The organism is Streptomyces caelestis (assembly GCF_001279005.1).
Classification (GTDB): domain Bacteria; phylum Actinomycetota; class Actinomycetes; order Streptomycetales; family Streptomycetaceae; genus Streptomyces; species Streptomyces heliomycini.
The window spans coordinates 1-14900 of sequence record NZ_LGCN01000224.1 but is presented as its reverse complement, the minus strand read 5'-3'; the positions used below and the strand labels follow the sequence as shown (position 1 = coordinate 14900).

The window sequence follows — 14900 nt, the reverse complement described above, 5'->3', positions numbered from 1 at the left end:
TCGTGCCGCGAGGCGGGTGCCGCGGCGCCGGACGGCACGGGTGCCGAGGATGTCGCCGATGCCGCGGCCGGGTCGCCGTCGACCGGCGGGAGGCCTTCGGCGGTCCGCCCCCGGTCGCCGAGGCGGAAGCGGCGGGCCGTGGTCGCGGTGGCCGCGCGCAGGGCCCGTGCGGGCGTGGGGCCGGCCGCGGCCGAGCGGGCGCTCTCCTCACTGTTCCGGACCCACGTGAATCCCTACGACCGGGTCGAGCTGAACATGAACAGACGCCTCGACCTGGACCTGACCGCCCGGGACGCCGTGCCCGGGCCGCGCGCCCCCGGGGGTGGACCGGCGGCGGCCCTGGGGTGAGGAGCTGGGGCTCCGATCGCCTACGGACAGCATCCGGTCACCACCACCCTCGCCGCACAACGACGCGAACAGGTGTCCACTTCACTGGGCAAGGCCCGACCGGAACTTCGTGGTTCCGCGCCGCACCGCGTCCATGGCAGATACCTCAGGTGGTCAGACCGGCGCTGGTCAGCCAGATGTGTTCGCACGTCGCCGACGCATCTTGGAGCTTTTCGCGGGATTCCTGTGAGGCGTGGTAGAAGGTCCGTTCGATCATCCAGCACAGGGCGCGTGCCATCGCCGGGGCCTGGTCCGGTGCGGTGCCGGCCTGGATGCCGGCGCGTTCCAGGACGGCGGTGATGGCCGCGATGAACAGGTCAGCCGTGTGGTTCCACAGCTCGCCGATCTCCGGCACGGTCAACGACAGGTCGATCGCCGTGCGCATGACCAGGCCGTGCTCATTCCACAGCTCGACCGTGCGCTGCATGGCTGCCGCGATGGCCCGGCGCGGCTCGTCGGCCTCCGCGGTGGCCCTCGACCGCTCCCACAGGTGCTCGACGGTCCGGGCCACGAGCGCCGTGACCACTTCTTGCTTGGAACCGTAGTAGAAGTACAGCGCGCCGCGGGTGATGCCGGCGCCCTGGGCGATGTCGCCGACGGTCATGGCGTCGTAGCCCTTGTGCGCCAGCAGGGCCTCGCAGGTGTCGAGGATGGCCCGCTCCCGGACATCCCCCTTGCGTTCGGCGGCGCGACGGCTCCGCGCGGGGTGGTGGCCGGGCATCAGAGCTGCGCGCCGTCGGCGAAGTCGGTCGTACGGGAGAGTGCCTCCCATGCGCGGATGTCCTCGTCCACGGCCGTGCGGGCGGCGGTGACCAGTCGCAGCGCGTCCGAGCCCAGGACGAGGTGGGCCGGCGGGCGCTCGACCGAAGTGATGTGCACGAGGGCGTCCCCGGCTTTGGCCGGGTTGCCCAGCTGGTTGCCGCTGGCCTTCTGCCGCGCTTCGCGGATGGGGGTGAACAACTCGTCGTAGTCGTCGACGGTCCGCGCGGCGCGTGTCATGGACCGTCCGGCCCAGTCGGTGCGGAAGGAGCCGGGCTCGATCGCCGTCACGTGGATGCCGAACTGCGCGACTTCCTTGCCCAGCGCCTCGAGGATGCCTTCCAGGGCGAACTTGCTGCCACAGTAGGCGGACATGCCGGGCACGGCCATGAGCCCTCCCATGGAGGTGACGGCCATCAGGTGTCCGCGGCGACGTCGGCGCATGTGGGGCAGCGCCGCCCGCAGCGTGGCCACCGCCCCGAACACGTTGACCTCGAACTGCCGCCGCACCTCGGCCAGCGGGGTTTCCTCGAAGGTTCCCTCCAGGCCGTAGCCGGCGTTGGCGACGACGACGTCCAAAGGGCCGACGCTCTGCTCCACCTCCGCGACCACACCGGGGACGGCGTCATCGTCCGTCACGTCCAGCAGGCGACCGTGAGCGTTGCCGGGCCTGAGCTCTTCGAAGGCCCGCAGGTCCTCCTCGGAGCGGACTGTGCCGACGACGGTATGACCTGCGGTCAGGGCGGCCTCGGCGAAGGCACGTCCAAGGCCCGTGCTGACGCCGGTGATGAGCCAGTTCTGCTTTTGCACTGTTCCTCCAGAGAGGTCTTGCGAGAAGCCGGAGCGCTCCTCCACCAGAAAGTCTACACAGTGTCGATTTTTATCGTCATCATGTCGACTCTGGTAGTACTCGCGGGGTGGAGTACTCGAAGTCATCCGCGTGCCCCGCACCGCCCGAATCGGCGCCGCCGAGGCCAAGGGCAGCAAGGGCGGGCACCGCCCCGCCGCCCCGCCGTCCCGGCCGACAGACTCGAAGACGTGCGCGCCGCGTACCTGGGCGGCCGGTCCGTCGCCGGCCTCGCCCGCGAACACGACGTCAGCCGCGGCGCCATCCGTACAGCCGTCGCCGACCTCCTGCCTGGGCACACCGTCGGCCACGAGGACAGCCCGGCCCTGGAGGTGCTGATGACTTTCGGCATGCCGGGCAAGGTCGCCGACTTCCTCCGCGCAGCCGAACTGGAACCCGCCGAGCGGGCCGCGCTCGACCAGGGCGTGACCGTACGACGCGGCCAGGGCTGCATCCTGCGCGTCAGCGCCATCCCGGCGGTACGTCGCCGGCTCCTCGACCGCCGCCGGCCGCTCGACAACGCCGCAGCGATCCCGGCACAGCGCAAGGCCCGCCGCGCGCACGAGAACCGCGTCAACTCCCTCGTGGCCGACGCGCGGCGCTGACAGACCGCCGAGACCGCAGCCCAGAACGCTGCACAGGGCTACTCGCCACCTGGCCGTAGCCATACGAGGACAGGGCCTGGACGGGTGCGCCCCCGGTTCCCGCAGGCTCCGCGCGCTCCGTTCGTCCTCGGCGGGCCTCGACATCGATCACGGACGGGTGATCCCGTCCGTGATTCCGCACATGACCGGCACGCGTACCCGAGGATCGATCACAGCAGCTGTTCGACCTGGGCGCCGAGCGGACGAGAGCTCAGTGATCGAAGTGGTTGAACTTTACGGAACAGACCAGGTTCCCCAGCCCAGTGAAAGGGCAGCGCGGGGCCCGGCGCCGTCCCGCGGGTTCCGCACGGCGCTCAGCCGACCCGTGGCTGTTGACGAAGGTCAGGGTCTGTTCCGTAAAGTTCAAAGTGCTGAGTCGGGGAGCGCCACCGGCCCGGGTCCCACCACTGCGCGCGAGTTCCTGGGGTGACGCGATGGCCTTCCCGACCGAAGCACCGGACCCGTACACGATCCTGCGCGGATGGCTGTCCGGGATCTACCTGCGGCCCGACGGCCAGGAGGTCCGAGGACGGGCCTGGGACGACGACACCCGCTACCGCTACGGACTGCTCCTCGCCGGCATCGACGCCCCACCCGGATGGCACCAGGACTGGTTCACCCACATCGGCCACCTCGTCTGGCACTTCACACCCTCCCACATCCAGCACTGGGCCAGCCGGCTCACCAACCTCGACGGCAGCCCCATGGCCGCCGCCTCCCGCGGCCGCGCCGTCTCCGCCGTCCGCTCCTTCTACGCCCACTGCACCGAAGACCTCGGAGCCGCCCACTGGAACCTCCCCCCACGCCGCGCACTGGCCGGACCCACCCCGCCCGCCGAACGCGAAAGCCTCACCCGGTTCCAGACCGACGCCCTGCGCACCGCCGCCGACCGCTACCGCGGCCCCCACGCCGAACGCGCCCGCCTCGCCGTCTACATGACCCTCGCAGGCCTGCGCCCCGGCCAGTCCATCGCCGTGATCCTCCAGCACATCCACCGCGACAACGCCGCCGGACCCACCTGGCGCCTGCCCGCCAAGAACAACAGCGCCTCCGCCGTCACCCGCCCCCAGCCCGTCCCCCGACCCGTGGTGTGGGCCCTGGACGACTACCTGCCGGTACGCACCCACAAAGCCCCCCACTCCACCGGGACCACAGGCCCCCTGCTCCTCTCCCGCACCGGACGCGCCCTGGACCGGGTCACCTTCCCCCGCCTGCTGCGCGGCGTCGCAGCCACCCACCCCGACCTCAAGGACATCGCCCCCACCCTCCTGCCCGACGTCGTCGCCCACTCCCCCTCCCCCTTCGCCGACGAAACGAGCACCGACACGAGGCGACGACCGATCGGCCAGGGCAACGAGTAGATCCTGATACGGCTCCACGCGCGCACAACGGTCCGCACGCGGGTCCGCTGTGCGGGCCCGAGGGGAGGAGACGGTCGGTGCGCGACGCCGACCAGCCCTGGCGCCGGCAGGTTCGCCCGGGTCATGCCCCCAGATCCTCCGTCACGGGCAGGCACTCGGCGAGCAGGTCGACGACGTCGCGCCAGGCTCGCCGCGCGTGCTGTCGGTGGTAGCCGACGCCGGGGACCACGGGGTGGTCGACCGGCGGGTGGTGGAAGGCGTGCAGGGCTCCGCCGTAGACCGTGAGGCGCCAGTCGACGCCCGCGGCCCGCATCTCGGCGGCGAACGCGTCCCGTCGCGCGGGCGGCATGATCGGGTCTTCCGACCCGACCCCGGCCCACACCGGGCAGCGAATGCGCGCCGCCTCGCCCGGCCGGCCCGTGGTGGTCGCGTTGACCGTCCCGATCGCGCGCAGGTGGGCGCCGGCTCGCCCGAGTTCCAGCGCGACGGCGCCCCCGGTTCCGTAGCCGACGGCGGCGATCCGGTCGGGGTCGGTCCGGGGCTCGGTGCGCAACACGTCGAGCGCCGCACGGCCGATCCCCCGCATCCGGTCGGGGTCAGCGAGCAGTGGCATGCAACGGGCCAGCATCTCCTCGGGGTCACCCACGTAGCGCCCGCCGTGAAGGTCGAAGGCCAGCGCTACGTATCCCAGCTCGGCGAGAGCATCGGCCCGGCGGCGCTCGACGTCGCTGAGCCCCATGCCCTCCGGTCCGAGCAGCACCCCGGGCCGGCGGTCGGCACCGGCCGGGAGCGCGAGGTGCCCGATCATCGTCAGACCGTCGGCCGGGTACTCGACCGTACGCGTCGTCATCGTCGTCATGGGACCGGACTGTAGGGATCGTCGAGCCCGGTCCGGCCGGTGTTCTGCCGCCGGCAGAGCAGCACGGTGTCCCTCCGGAATACGGGACGGGCCCGGCGCTCAGGGCTTCGAGGCCATCTCTCCGGGCCGAGGCCGCCGGCCCGCTCCCGGCACGTCGCGGAGCGCGATCCTGCCGCCCGCCGCCGGGCCTGAGCCCTCGTGCACCGACGCCCTCCGTCCCCGGCGTTGTCCGGTGCCGGGGGAAGGGACGTGTTAGCGTTGGGGAGCAGGGACAATCGGGTCAACTGCGGGACCGGAAGGGGGAGGTGAGTTGATGTCTGCCGTGAAGGCCGCTGCCGTGTGCAGCGCACGCCGGACCATCCTCACGTCCCGGGCCCCGGTCTGACCTGACGTTCACCCCCCGCCCAAGCTCGATGGCTCACGGGGGCGGAGCTTCGCGCTCGACGGGGTCCCTGTTCAAGGGTCTCTACGTTGTCCCCTTCTCCTTTCCATCATGCTCAGCCGTACTCCCTGGCGGACTACGGCTGGGACGAGGCGTGCGAGCACGCCTTCGCGCCCCATCGCGATGCCGGCCTGGTCCCGGCCCGTATCGTGCGAGCCGAACGCGGCTCGTGCGAAGCGGTCACCGACGCCGGAATCCTCCGTGCGGAGATCCCCGGTGCCGCCGACCGGAGGAATCCGCTGTCGCCGCCGTGCACGGGCGACTGGGCCGCCCTGCGTCCTGCCGCCACCGGTCACGGACCGGTGCTGCACGCGGTACTGGAGCGACGCACCGCCCTGGTGCGATCCACCGCTTCGCGTACCTCCCGTGGCCAGGTCCTGGCCGCCAACATCGACACGGTCGTGGTGACGGTGTCGCTGGGCACCCCGCTGAAGCACGGCAGGACCGAACGCATGCTCGCCCTGGCCTGGGAGAGCGGCGCCCAGCCGGTCGTGGTGCTCACCAAGGCCGACCAGTGCGCCGACGCGCAACTGGCCGCAGCCGAGGTGTCCGAGCTGGCACCAGGCACAGATGTGCTGGTCACCAGCGCCGTGACCGGGCTGGGCCTGGACACCCTGACGGCCGTCCTGAACGGCACCGTCGTGCTGCTGGGCCCCTCCGGCGCGGGCAAGTCCACTTTGGGCAACCGGCTGCTGGGCGAGGGACGGCTGGCGACCTCCGCTGTGCGTGACGTGGACGGCAAGGGGCGGCACACCACCGCATGGCGGGAGCTGATTCCACTGCCCGGCGGCGGGGTCCTGCTGGACACCCCCGGTCTGCGCGCGATCGGCCTGCACGACGCCCAGGACGGGCTGGAGCAGACCTTCGCCGAGGTCGAACACCTCGCCCAGGACTGCCGGTTCACGGACTGCGCACATGGGAGCGAACCCGGCTGCGCGGTGCTGGCCGCCGTCGAGGCAGGCGAGATTCCCCAGCGCCGTCTGGAGAGCTACCGCCGACTGCTGAGGGAGAACGCCTACGCGGCCTCCCGCACCGACGCTCGGCTGCGCACCGACCGCGAGGCCGCCAAGAAGGACATCACGCGGCATCTGCGTGCCACCTACCGGTTCCGGGAACGCCGGCTGTGAACGACACCGGCACACCCGGCCACGCTCCTGGCGCCGACCCGGTGACGGAGGCGTTCTTCGCCCTGCACCACGATCTGCCCCGGCAGGGCCCCGGCTCGGACGCCACCACACGGCGCCTGCTGGAGATGGCCGGGCCATTGCCCGAGTGCCCGCGGGTGCTGGACGCGGGCTGCGGCCCCGGCCGCTCCACCCTGCTGCTGGCGGAGGAAGCCGGTGCGCACGTGACCGCGGTCGACTTGCACCAGCCCTTCCTGGACGGTCTCGCCGCCGAGGCGGCCCGCCGGGGCCTGGGCGACCGGGTCACGGTCGTCAACTGCTCGATGGACCGACTGCCCGTCCCCGATCACAGCTTCGACGTGGTCTGGGCCGAGGGGTCCGTATACACCATCGGCTTCGACGTCGCCCTGCGCGCCTGGCGTCGCCTGCTCGCCCCGGGCGGCGTCCTCGTCGTCACCGAAATCGAATGGACCGTGCCCCACCCCGCTGCCCCGGCGCGCGCCTACTGGGACGCGGCCTACCCACTGCGCACCCACGCCGCGAACACCGACATCGCGCTGGCCGCCGGCTATCGCCTCCGCGCGTACTGGCCGCTGCCGGAAAGCGACTGGTGGGACGAGTACTACACGCCGCTCACCCAGCGCCTGGCCCGAGCGGACCCGCAGCGGCCCGGCATGCCGGAGGCCCTGGCCGCGCACCGGACGGAGATCGGCATGCGGCGTGAACACGGCAGCGACTACGACTACGCCGCCTACATCCTCCGCCCCCACGACACGAATGAGAACGGAACCATGACCACCTGGACCGCCCGTCCCGAAACCGCCGACGACATCCCCGTCGTCCGAGACATCCTCCTCGCGGCCTTCCCCACCGCCCTCGAGGCCGACATCGTCGACGCCCTGCGCGCCGACCCGAAGGCGTGGATCGACGGCCTGTCGATGGTCGCCGCAGCCCCCGACGGCACCCCGGTCGGGTACGCGCTCCTCACCCGCTGCCACGTCGACGGTCGACCTGCCCTCGCCTTGGCCCCGTGCGCGGTACTGCCCTCAGCCCAGCGCACCGGCGCCGGCTCCGCGGCCGTCCGCGCCGCCCTGGCCGCGGCCCGGGCCGCGGCCCGGGCCGCGGGGGAGAACCTCGTCGTCGTCCTGGGACACGCCGACTACTACCCCCGGTTCGGCTTCACGCCGGCCTCCCGCTTCGGCATCCGTGCCTCCTTCGACGTACCTGACGAGGCCATGATGGCCATGGCTCTGGACGGCACCCGTCCGGTCCCGGCGGGCACGATCCAGTACCCCGCCGCGTTTGGCGTCTGACCGTTCCCGTGGCGCCCCGGGGCTTGTTCCCCGGGGCGCCACGGCCTTTCCGGGCCGGGCAGCACACTCGTGCCGCGCAGTCCCCGGTCCAACCGCCTGCTCATGTCCGGGTGGATGTCGTCCGGTTCGACCTCGGCTCCTTCTCGACCTTTCGCTCCGCCGGCGTGCTGCTCTTCAGTACGAGCTGGATGAACAGGTCCACCAGCGAATCGGTGATCTCCGTCTGCCGGACATGGAAGAGCGGATCGGCGGTCTCGGACTGGTCCTCAATGCCCTCGTGCTCTTCAACACGAGGGCGGGGACGCCTCGGTGAACCAGCTGCGCGCCGACGGCTTCGACGTCCGCGACGAGGACATCGCCCGCCTCTCCCCGTTCGTCCGCCACCACATCAACGTGCTCGGCCGGTACTCCTTCCAGCTCCCCGACCTGTCCGGCGGCCTGCGGCCCCTGCGCGACAAGCACGCCACCGACGACGAGTGACTACGCGTCCTCGCCGTACTCGGCGACGTCGGCCGCGCAGTTCTCCGCGAGGACGGCCCGGCCGCCCTCCGCGATGAGGCGTTCGACCAAGGCCACGGCCGGGACCTGCCGGTCCCCGACGGCGGTGGTGATCAGCCCGACCTGGCGGGCCAGCTCGGCCACGACGCCGGGCGCCGACTCGACCAGCGGCTTCCCCTTCCGCCACGAGAACCGCGGCGCCCGGCCGATGCCGGTGCGGCGTAGCGTCACGCGGGTTGGGGTGTCATTAACGAACGTGCCACCAGCCCCAAATCGGTGGAGCTTTGATGGATCTGCCGTTCGGAGCTGGGGTGCTTCGGCATGATGTGCGGCCATGGGGCGGCGGTCGGTGGGGATGGACAAGCTGGTCGAGCACTGGACGGTGCTCGATGACGAGTTGGAGCTCGTGGCGGGGAAGCGCGGCGCGACGCGGCTGGGCTTCGCGTTGCTGCTGAAGCACTACACGCAGCACGGACGGTTTCCCAGGGGACGGGCGGAGTTCCCGGACGAGGTGGTCGCCTTCGTCGCCGGGCAGATGAAGGTGTCGGCCGCGGAGTTCGACTCCTATCAGTGGGCCGGCAGCACGATCGAGTACCACCGGGCCCAGATACGCGAGCACCTGGGGTTCCGGGTGTGCTCGGTGCAGGACGCAGAGAAGCTGACGGCCTGGCTGGCTGCCGACGTCGCGCATGCGGAGCGGAACGGCGACCGGGTGCGCGAGGAGTTGCTGAAGCACTGCCGCGAGGAGTCCATCGAACCGCCGACGCCGGACCGGATCACCCGGATGGTCCGCTCGGCCCTGCACACTGCGGAGGATGCCTGGTTCGGGCGCATCGCGGCGCGGCTGACGGCGCAGGTGCGGGCCCGGGTCCTCGCTCTGGTCGCAGCCGCTGACGATGCCGAGGAAGACCGGGACGGTGCCGAGGCAGGGGGCGGCGAATCGGTGCTGTCCCTGGTCAAGGCGATGCCGGGCAACGTCAGCCTGGAGTCGATGCTGCGGGAGATCCGCAAGCTGACCGCGATCCGAGCGATCGGCCTGCCCGCGTCGCTGTTCGCCGACGTAGCGCCGAAGGTACTGGCCTCCTGGCGGCAGCGGGCGGCCGTCGAATCGCCGTCTCACCTGCGGCGCCGGTCGGACGAGGCGACCGTGACCCTGCTGTCCGCGCTGCTGGTGGAGCGGGAGCGCGAGGTCACCGATTCGTTGGTGGATCTGCTGATCGCCACGGTGCACCGGATCGGCGCCCGCGCCGAGCGGAAGGTGACGAACGAGCTGATCAACGCCTTCAAGCGGGTGTCGGGCAAGGAGAACATTTTGTTCGCCGTCGCCGAGGCGTCGCTGGCCGAGCCGGACGGCGAGGTACGCGAGGTGGTCTTCCCGGCCGTGCGGGGTGGCGAGCAGACGTTGAGGGAGCTGGTGCACGAGTACAAGACGAAGGGGCCGGTGTATCGGCGGACGGTGCAGACCACGCTGAAGGCGTCGTACACCAACCACTACCGCAAGGGTTTGATCGAGTTGCTGGGCGTGCTGGAGTTCCGCTCCAGCAACTCCGCGTACCGCCCGGTCATCGATGCGCTGGAGCTCGTGCAGCGGTACGCGAAGGCGGGGAACACCACCTACTACCCGCTGGGCGAGGTGGCGCCGGCCCATCGCGGGACCACCGGGCAGTGGGCGGAGATGGTGCACCGGGCGGACCGGCGCGGTCGGCAGCGGATCGTTCGCATGGTGTACGAGGTGGCCACCTTCCAGGCCCTGCGGGAGCGGCTGCGGTGCAAGGAGGTGTGGGTGGTCGGCGCCGGGCGGTGGCGCAACCCGGACGAGGACCTGCCACGCGACTTCGAGGCCCGCCGCACCGAGCACTACGGCGAACTGCGCAAGCCGCTGAACCCGGCGGTGTTCACCGCGTCCCTGCGCCAGGAGATGGAGCAGGCCCTGGGCAGCCTCGACGAGGCCCTGCCGGAGCTGGACTGGGTGCAGGTCACCGAGCGCAAGGCCGGGGCGATCAAGTTCACCGCGCCGGAAGCCCAGGAGGAGCCGCGCAACCTGCGCCGGGTCAAGAGCGAGGTGAGCCGCCGGTGGAACGCGGTGCCGCTGATCGACATGCTCAAGGAGGCGGTGCTGCGCACTGGCTGTCTCAAGGCGGTCGCCGTGTTGGCCAGCAGCGGGCACCTGGCGCCCGAGGTGCTGGCCGAGCGGCTGATGCTCGCGATCTACGCCTATGGGACCAACGCGGGGATCCGGTCGGTGGCTGGCGGCGCGCACGGCCATACCGAGGAGGAGATCCGTTACGTCCGCCGCCGCTACCTGACCCCGGAGGCGGCCCGACAGATCGCCATCGAGATCGCCAATGCCACCTTCGCCGCCCGTGATGCGGGGCTGTGGGGTTCCGGGTCGACGGCGGTGGCCTCGGACTCCACGCACTTTCGCTCGTGGGACCAGAACCTGTTCACCGAGTGGCATTCCCGCTATGGCGGCCGGGGCATCCTGGTGTACTGGCACGTCGAGCGGGGGGCGGTGGTGGTGCACTCCCAGACCCTGCGGGCCTCCGCCTCGGAGGTCGCGGCGATGGTCGAGGGCGCCATCCGGCACGGCACCACGATGCGCGTCGAGGGCAACTATGTGGACAGCCATGGCCAGTCCGAAATCGGCTTCGGGGTGACGCGGCTGTTGAACGTGGACCTGCTGCCGCGGATCAAGCAGATCAACCGGGTGCGGCTGTACCGGCCGAACGCCGGCGAGCCCGGCGCCTACCCGAACCTCCAGGCGGCGTTGACCCGGCCGATCCGCTGGGACGTGATCAACGCCAACTACGACCAGGTCATCAAGTACGCCACCGCGATCCGCACCGGCACCGCCTCCACCGAGGCGATCCTGTCCCGCTTCACCCGGGCCGCCTCTCACCCGGCCTACCAGGCGATGCTGGAGATCGGTCGCGCCCAGCGCACCTGCTTTGTCGCCCGTTACCTGCGCGACCGGGATCTCCAGCGGGAGATCGAGGAGGGGCTGAACGTGGTGGAGTCCTGGAACGCGGCGAACGCGGTGATCTACTACGGCAAGGGCGGAGAGATCTCCACCAACCGGCGCGAAGAGGTGGAGATGGCCGCGCTGTGCCTGCGGATCCTCCAGGCGTCGCTGGTGTACGTCAACACCCTCATGCTCCAGGACGTCCTGGCCGAACCCCCGTGGGCCGCTCTGCTCGGCCCGGCCGACCGGCGCGGCCTGACCCCGCTCTTCTGGCAACACGTCCGCCCCTACGGCGAGGTCCGCCTCGACCTGGGCGCCCGGCTGGACATCGGCACCCGCGCCTCGGCCGGGGGCAACTAGTGACGCCACAGCACGGCCAGGCCCGGGCCGGTCCTCCCGCCCGCGCGTGGCACGGATCACGATGGCGACGGTCAGGAGGACTGCTGCCCGTTCCCGCGCAGCGGTGCCCTGCGATGCGACGGTGACGATCAGTCCGGCTGCCGTGGCCGTGACCAGCATGCATTCGTGAGCAACAAGGAGGATTTATGGAACCGCAGGAGATCCAGACGTTGGCCATGGTCGGTGCGACGACAATTGTGGCCGCGATGGCCACCGATGCCTGGGCCACCGCTCGCGACCGCGCCGCGGAACTCTTCCATCGCCGAAGCCCCGACCGGCAGGCCGATATCGAGGCGCAACTGGACGCCAATGCAGCCTTGGTCGCCCGAGCCGAAGACGGCGAGCGAGCCCGGGGGGCGCTGATAGGGCTGTGGCAACTGGAGCTGGAAGGGTTCCTCGCCCGTCACCCCGATGCGGCCGGGGACCTGAGCGCACTGGCGGCCGAGATCCAGGCGGTGCTGCCGGCGGCACAGCAGCAGTGGGTGCAGAACAACACCGCCCGCGATCACGGCGTGGTCAACGCCGTGCAGCACGGCGCCCAGCACAACTACTACATGGACGCCACGAGCGCCCGGCCCCCGGAGGGGCCGGCACCCGACGAGAGCCAGGGCTGAGCATGGACGCGCCGAGGGGCCCACAGGACGGGGTCGTCTTCACACAGAACATCGCGGCCATCAGCGCCGGCCGGGTAAACGCGGTGCAGCGCGGGGACCAGTACAACTACATCTACCGCGGTGTCCCGCCGTACCGGGTGGAACCCTTCCCCCTGGCCGAGCCTGCGGTGCCGGCCGGGTTGGCGCGGGTGCCCAGCCGGCTTCTGACGGCCCGCCACCGGGTGGTGCCGTTCTTCCCCCGCCCGGAACTCGCACTCCTGGAGTCATGGCGCGACGACGAGCCACCTGGGCTCTCGGTGCGCCTGGTGCACGCCGAGGGCGGGTCGGGCAAGACCCGGCTGGCCGCCGAGTTCGCCGCACGCTCGGCCGGCGCCGGATGGGCCGTCGCGCTGGCCCGTCACCGCAGTGAGGTCGCCTCGGCCGGGGGCGGTGACCAGTCCTTGACCGTGCGGGCACCGGGCCTGGTCCTGATCGTGGACTACGCCGAGCGATGGCCGCTGGACGACTTGATCACGCTGGTGCGCCAGCACCGTGACGCCGCCCGCGACCGGCTGCGCATCCTGCTGCTGGCCCGCCCCGCCGGAACCTGGTGGCAGGGCCTGGCCCACCAGCTCGCGAAACTCGACATCCTCAACGTCGACGCCTTCCGGCTCGAAGGGCTCCCGGACACCCCGGGGGCGCGCGCCGACATGTACGTCGCGGCCCGCGACCGGTTCGCCGAGATCTTCACTCATACCCACACCGCCAGGATTGGTGTACCCGGCAATCTCGACGACCGTGTGTTCGCCCTGCCTCTGACCATCCACATGCGTGCCCTGGTCGACGTGGACGCCGCCAGTCGCGGGACGACACCACCGTCCGGCAGCGGCCAGGCGAGTTTGTCCTCCTACCTGCTGGACCGTGAACACGACCACTGGCGCTCCTCCCACGATCAGGGCCGTGGCCCGCTGCGTGCCACCGAGCAGACCATGGGCCGGGCCGTGTACGTGGCCACCCTCACCGGTGCCCTGGCCCCCGCCGATGCCGCAGCAGCCCTGACCCGCACCGGTGCCGCCGACACCCCAGCCGCCGGCAGGCAACTGGTTGAAGACCACACCCGCTGCTACCCGCTCGCCAACACGGGCCTGGTACTGGACCCGCTGTCCCCCGACCGCCTCGGCGAGGACTACCTCGCGCTGACCCTGCCCGGCCGCGAGGAAGAGTTCGGATACCACGCCACCGACCCCTGGACCCTCACCACACCCGCCGCGCTGCTCGCCCCTGACCCCCAGGACACCGGACCGGCCGCCTACACCCGCCAGGCCCTGTCGGTCATGATCGAGGCAGCCCGCCGATGGCCCCACCTGACCATCCAGCACCTCGACCCGCTCCTGCGCAGCCACCCCGAACTCGCCTTGGCTGCGGGCGGCGCCGCCCTGACCCGCCTGGCCGACCTGCCCACCCTCGACATCACGGTCCTGAGAGCCATTGCACTCCACTTTCCCGAAGACCGACACACCGACCTAGACATCGGTATCGCCGCCGTCATCGCGCGCCTTGCGCACCACCGCCTGGCCATCACCCACGACCTCACCACCCGCGCCCGCATCCACGACACTCTCGCGCTACGCCAGTCCTACGCCGGCCTGTACAACGAAGCGCTCACCAACAGCCAGCAAGCCGTGCAAACCTGGGGCGGCCTCACCCTCACACACCCCAAACACTTACCCAACTTCGCTGGCTCGCTGTCCAACCTCGGCATCCGTCTGTGGGAGGTGGGGCGGCGGGGCGAGGCCCTGACCGCCGCCGAACAGGCCGTATCCCTCTGGCGTCGGCTTGCGGCGGCCAACCCGGCTGAGTACGAGATGGCCCTCGCCAACTCGCTGTCTAACCTCGGCAACTGGCTGTCGGAGGTGGGGCGTCGGGCCGAGGCCCTGACCGCCACCGAACAGGCCGTAACCCTCTGGCGCCGGCTTGCAGCGGCCAACCCGGCCGCCCACGAGCCCGACCTCGCTGGCTCGCTGACCCACCTCGGCAACCACCTGTCGGAGGTGGGGCGGCGGGGCGAGGCCCTGACCGCCGCCGAACAGGCCGTAACCCTCTGGCGCCGGCTTGCAGCGGCCAACCCGGCCGCCCACGAGCCCGGCCTCGCTGGCTCGCTGTCCAACCTCAGCCGCCGCCTGTCAGGGGTGGGTCGTGGGGGCGAGGCCCTGACCGTTACCGAACAGGCGGTGGAGATTCGGCGGCGGCTTGCGGCGGCCAACCCGGCCGCCCACGCGCCCGGCCTCGCCAACTCGCTAAACGACCTCGGCAACTGGCTGTCGGGGGTGGGTCGTGGGGGCGAGGCCCTGACCGTTACCGAACAGGCGGTGGAGATCCGGCGCCGGCTTGCGGCGGCCAACCCGGCCGCCCACGAGCCCGACCTCGCCCGCTCGCTATCCAACCTTGGCGTCCGTCTGTCGGAGGTGGGGCGGCGGGGCGAGGCCCTGACCGTCACCGAACAGGCCGTAACCCTCTGGCGCCGGCTTGCAGCGGCCAACCCGGCCGCCCACGAGCCCGACCTCGCTGGCTCGCTGACCAACCTCGGCAACCACCTGTCGGGGGTCGGTCGTGGGGGCGAGGCCCTGACCGTCACCGAACAGGCCGTAACCCTCTGGCGCCGGCTTGCGGCGGCCAACCCGGCCGCCCACGAGCCCGGCCTCGCCAACTCGC

Annotated in this window: 12 protein-coding genes and 1 pseudogene; 9 read left to right on the top strand and 4 right to left on the bottom strand. The window is 71.6% G+C overall.

From position 1 onward, the window contains the following. Positions 1 to 138: 138 nt before the first annotated feature. Entirely contained in the window at positions 139 to 348 is a 210-nt protein-coding gene (locus tag ADK41_RS27990; protein WP_030830918.1) for a hypothetical protein, read from the top strand. Positions 349 to 493: 145 nt separating this feature from the next. Here ADK41_RS27990 and ADK41_RS27985 read toward each other — a convergent pair whose 3' ends face one another. Together ADK41_RS27985 and ADK41_RS27980 are read right to left on the bottom strand one after the other, a co-directional pair. Continuing rightward, entirely contained in the window at positions 494 to 1108 is a 615-nt protein-coding gene (locus tag ADK41_RS27985; RefSeq protein ID WP_030830915.1) for a TetR/AcrR family transcriptional regulator, read from the bottom strand. Continuing rightward, positions 1108 to 1956, bottom strand: coding sequence for an oxidoreductase (locus ADK41_RS27980; protein WP_030830912.1), 849 nt, complete (start codon positions 1954 to 1956; stop codon positions 1108 to 1110). The genes ADK41_RS27985 and ADK41_RS27980 overlap by 1 nt, the downstream gene beginning before the upstream one ends. Positions 1957 to 2184: 228 nt before the next feature. Here ADK41_RS27980 and ADK41_RS27975 point away from each other — a divergent pair, with 228 nt between their 5' ends. Both ADK41_RS27975 and ADK41_RS27970 read left to right on the top strand, forming a co-directional pair. Further along, the gene (locus ADK41_RS27975; protein ID WP_037804696.1) at positions 2185 to 2598 is read left to right on the top strand and encodes a hypothetical protein; all 414 of its coding nucleotides are present in this window, start codon (positions 2185 to 2187) and stop codon (positions 2596 to 2598) included. A 473-nt stretch (positions 2599 to 3071) separates the two neighbouring features. Further along, entirely contained in the window at positions 3072 to 3998 is a 927-nt protein-coding gene (locus ADK41_RS27970) for a hypothetical protein (protein WP_030830909.1), read from the top strand. A gap of 121 nt (positions 3999 to 4119) precedes the next feature. On the opposite strand, the gene ADK41_RS27965 is transcribed toward ADK41_RS27970, so the two are convergent. Beyond that, a complete protein-coding gene (locus tag ADK41_RS27965) occupies positions 4120 to 4857 on the bottom strand; it encodes a dienelactone hydrolase family protein (RefSeq protein ID WP_030830906.1) in 738 nt (245 codons plus the stop codon). 471 nt (positions 4858 to 5328) lie between these two features. Here ADK41_RS27965 and rsgA point away from each other — a divergent pair, with 471 nt between their 5' ends. From rsgA to ADK41_RS27950, 3 genes and pseudogenes are all read left to right on the top strand, one after another. Then, complete coding sequence (rsgA, locus tag ADK41_RS27960) at positions 5329 to 6426, top strand: ribosome small subunit-dependent GTPase A (RefSeq protein ID WP_030830902.1); 1098 nt, start codon at positions 5329 to 5331, stop codon at positions 6424 to 6426. Then, the gene (locus tag ADK41_RS27955; RefSeq protein ID WP_234318921.1) at positions 6423 to 7736 is read left to right on the top strand and encodes a bifunctional class I SAM-dependent methyltransferase/N-acetyltransferase; all 1314 of its coding nucleotides are present in this window, start codon (positions 6423 to 6425) and stop codon (positions 7734 to 7736) included. Before rsgA ends, ADK41_RS27955 begins: the two co-directional genes overlap by 4 nt. A gap of 133 nt (positions 7737 to 7869) precedes the next feature. Then, a pseudogene (locus ADK41_RS27950) lies at positions 7870 to 8216 on the top strand (Tn3 family transposase); the annotation flags it as partial. On the opposite strand, the gene ADK41_RS27945 reads toward ADK41_RS27950, so the two are convergent. Further along, positions 8217 to 8465: a hypothetical protein gene (locus tag ADK41_RS27945; RefSeq protein WP_037804694.1), complete on the bottom strand. Its 249-nt coding sequence runs from the start codon at positions 8463 to 8465 to the stop codon at positions 8217 to 8219. Between the two features lie 103 nt (positions 8466 to 8568). Between ADK41_RS27945 and ADK41_RS27940 the strand changes: the two genes are divergently transcribed. The 3 genes from ADK41_RS27940 to ADK41_RS27930 all read left to right on the top strand — a co-directional run. After that, on the top strand, positions 8569 to 11556 hold the full coding sequence (locus ADK41_RS27940) for a Tn3 family transposase (RefSeq protein ID WP_030830896.1): 2988 nt from the start codon (positions 8569 to 8571) through the stop codon (positions 11554 to 11556). A 185-nt stretch (positions 11557 to 11741) separates the two neighbouring features. Continuing rightward, positions 11742 to 12209, top strand: a complete 468-nt coding sequence (locus tag ADK41_RS27935) for a hypothetical protein (RefSeq protein ID WP_051843331.1) — start codon at positions 11742 to 11744, stop codon at positions 12207 to 12209. A gap of 2 nt (positions 12210 to 12211) precedes the next feature. Beyond that, positions 12212 to 14900, top strand: a 2689-nt coding sequence (locus ADK41_RS27930) for a tetratricopeptide repeat protein (RefSeq protein WP_053670317.1), incomplete at its 3' end; no start/stop codon positions are given.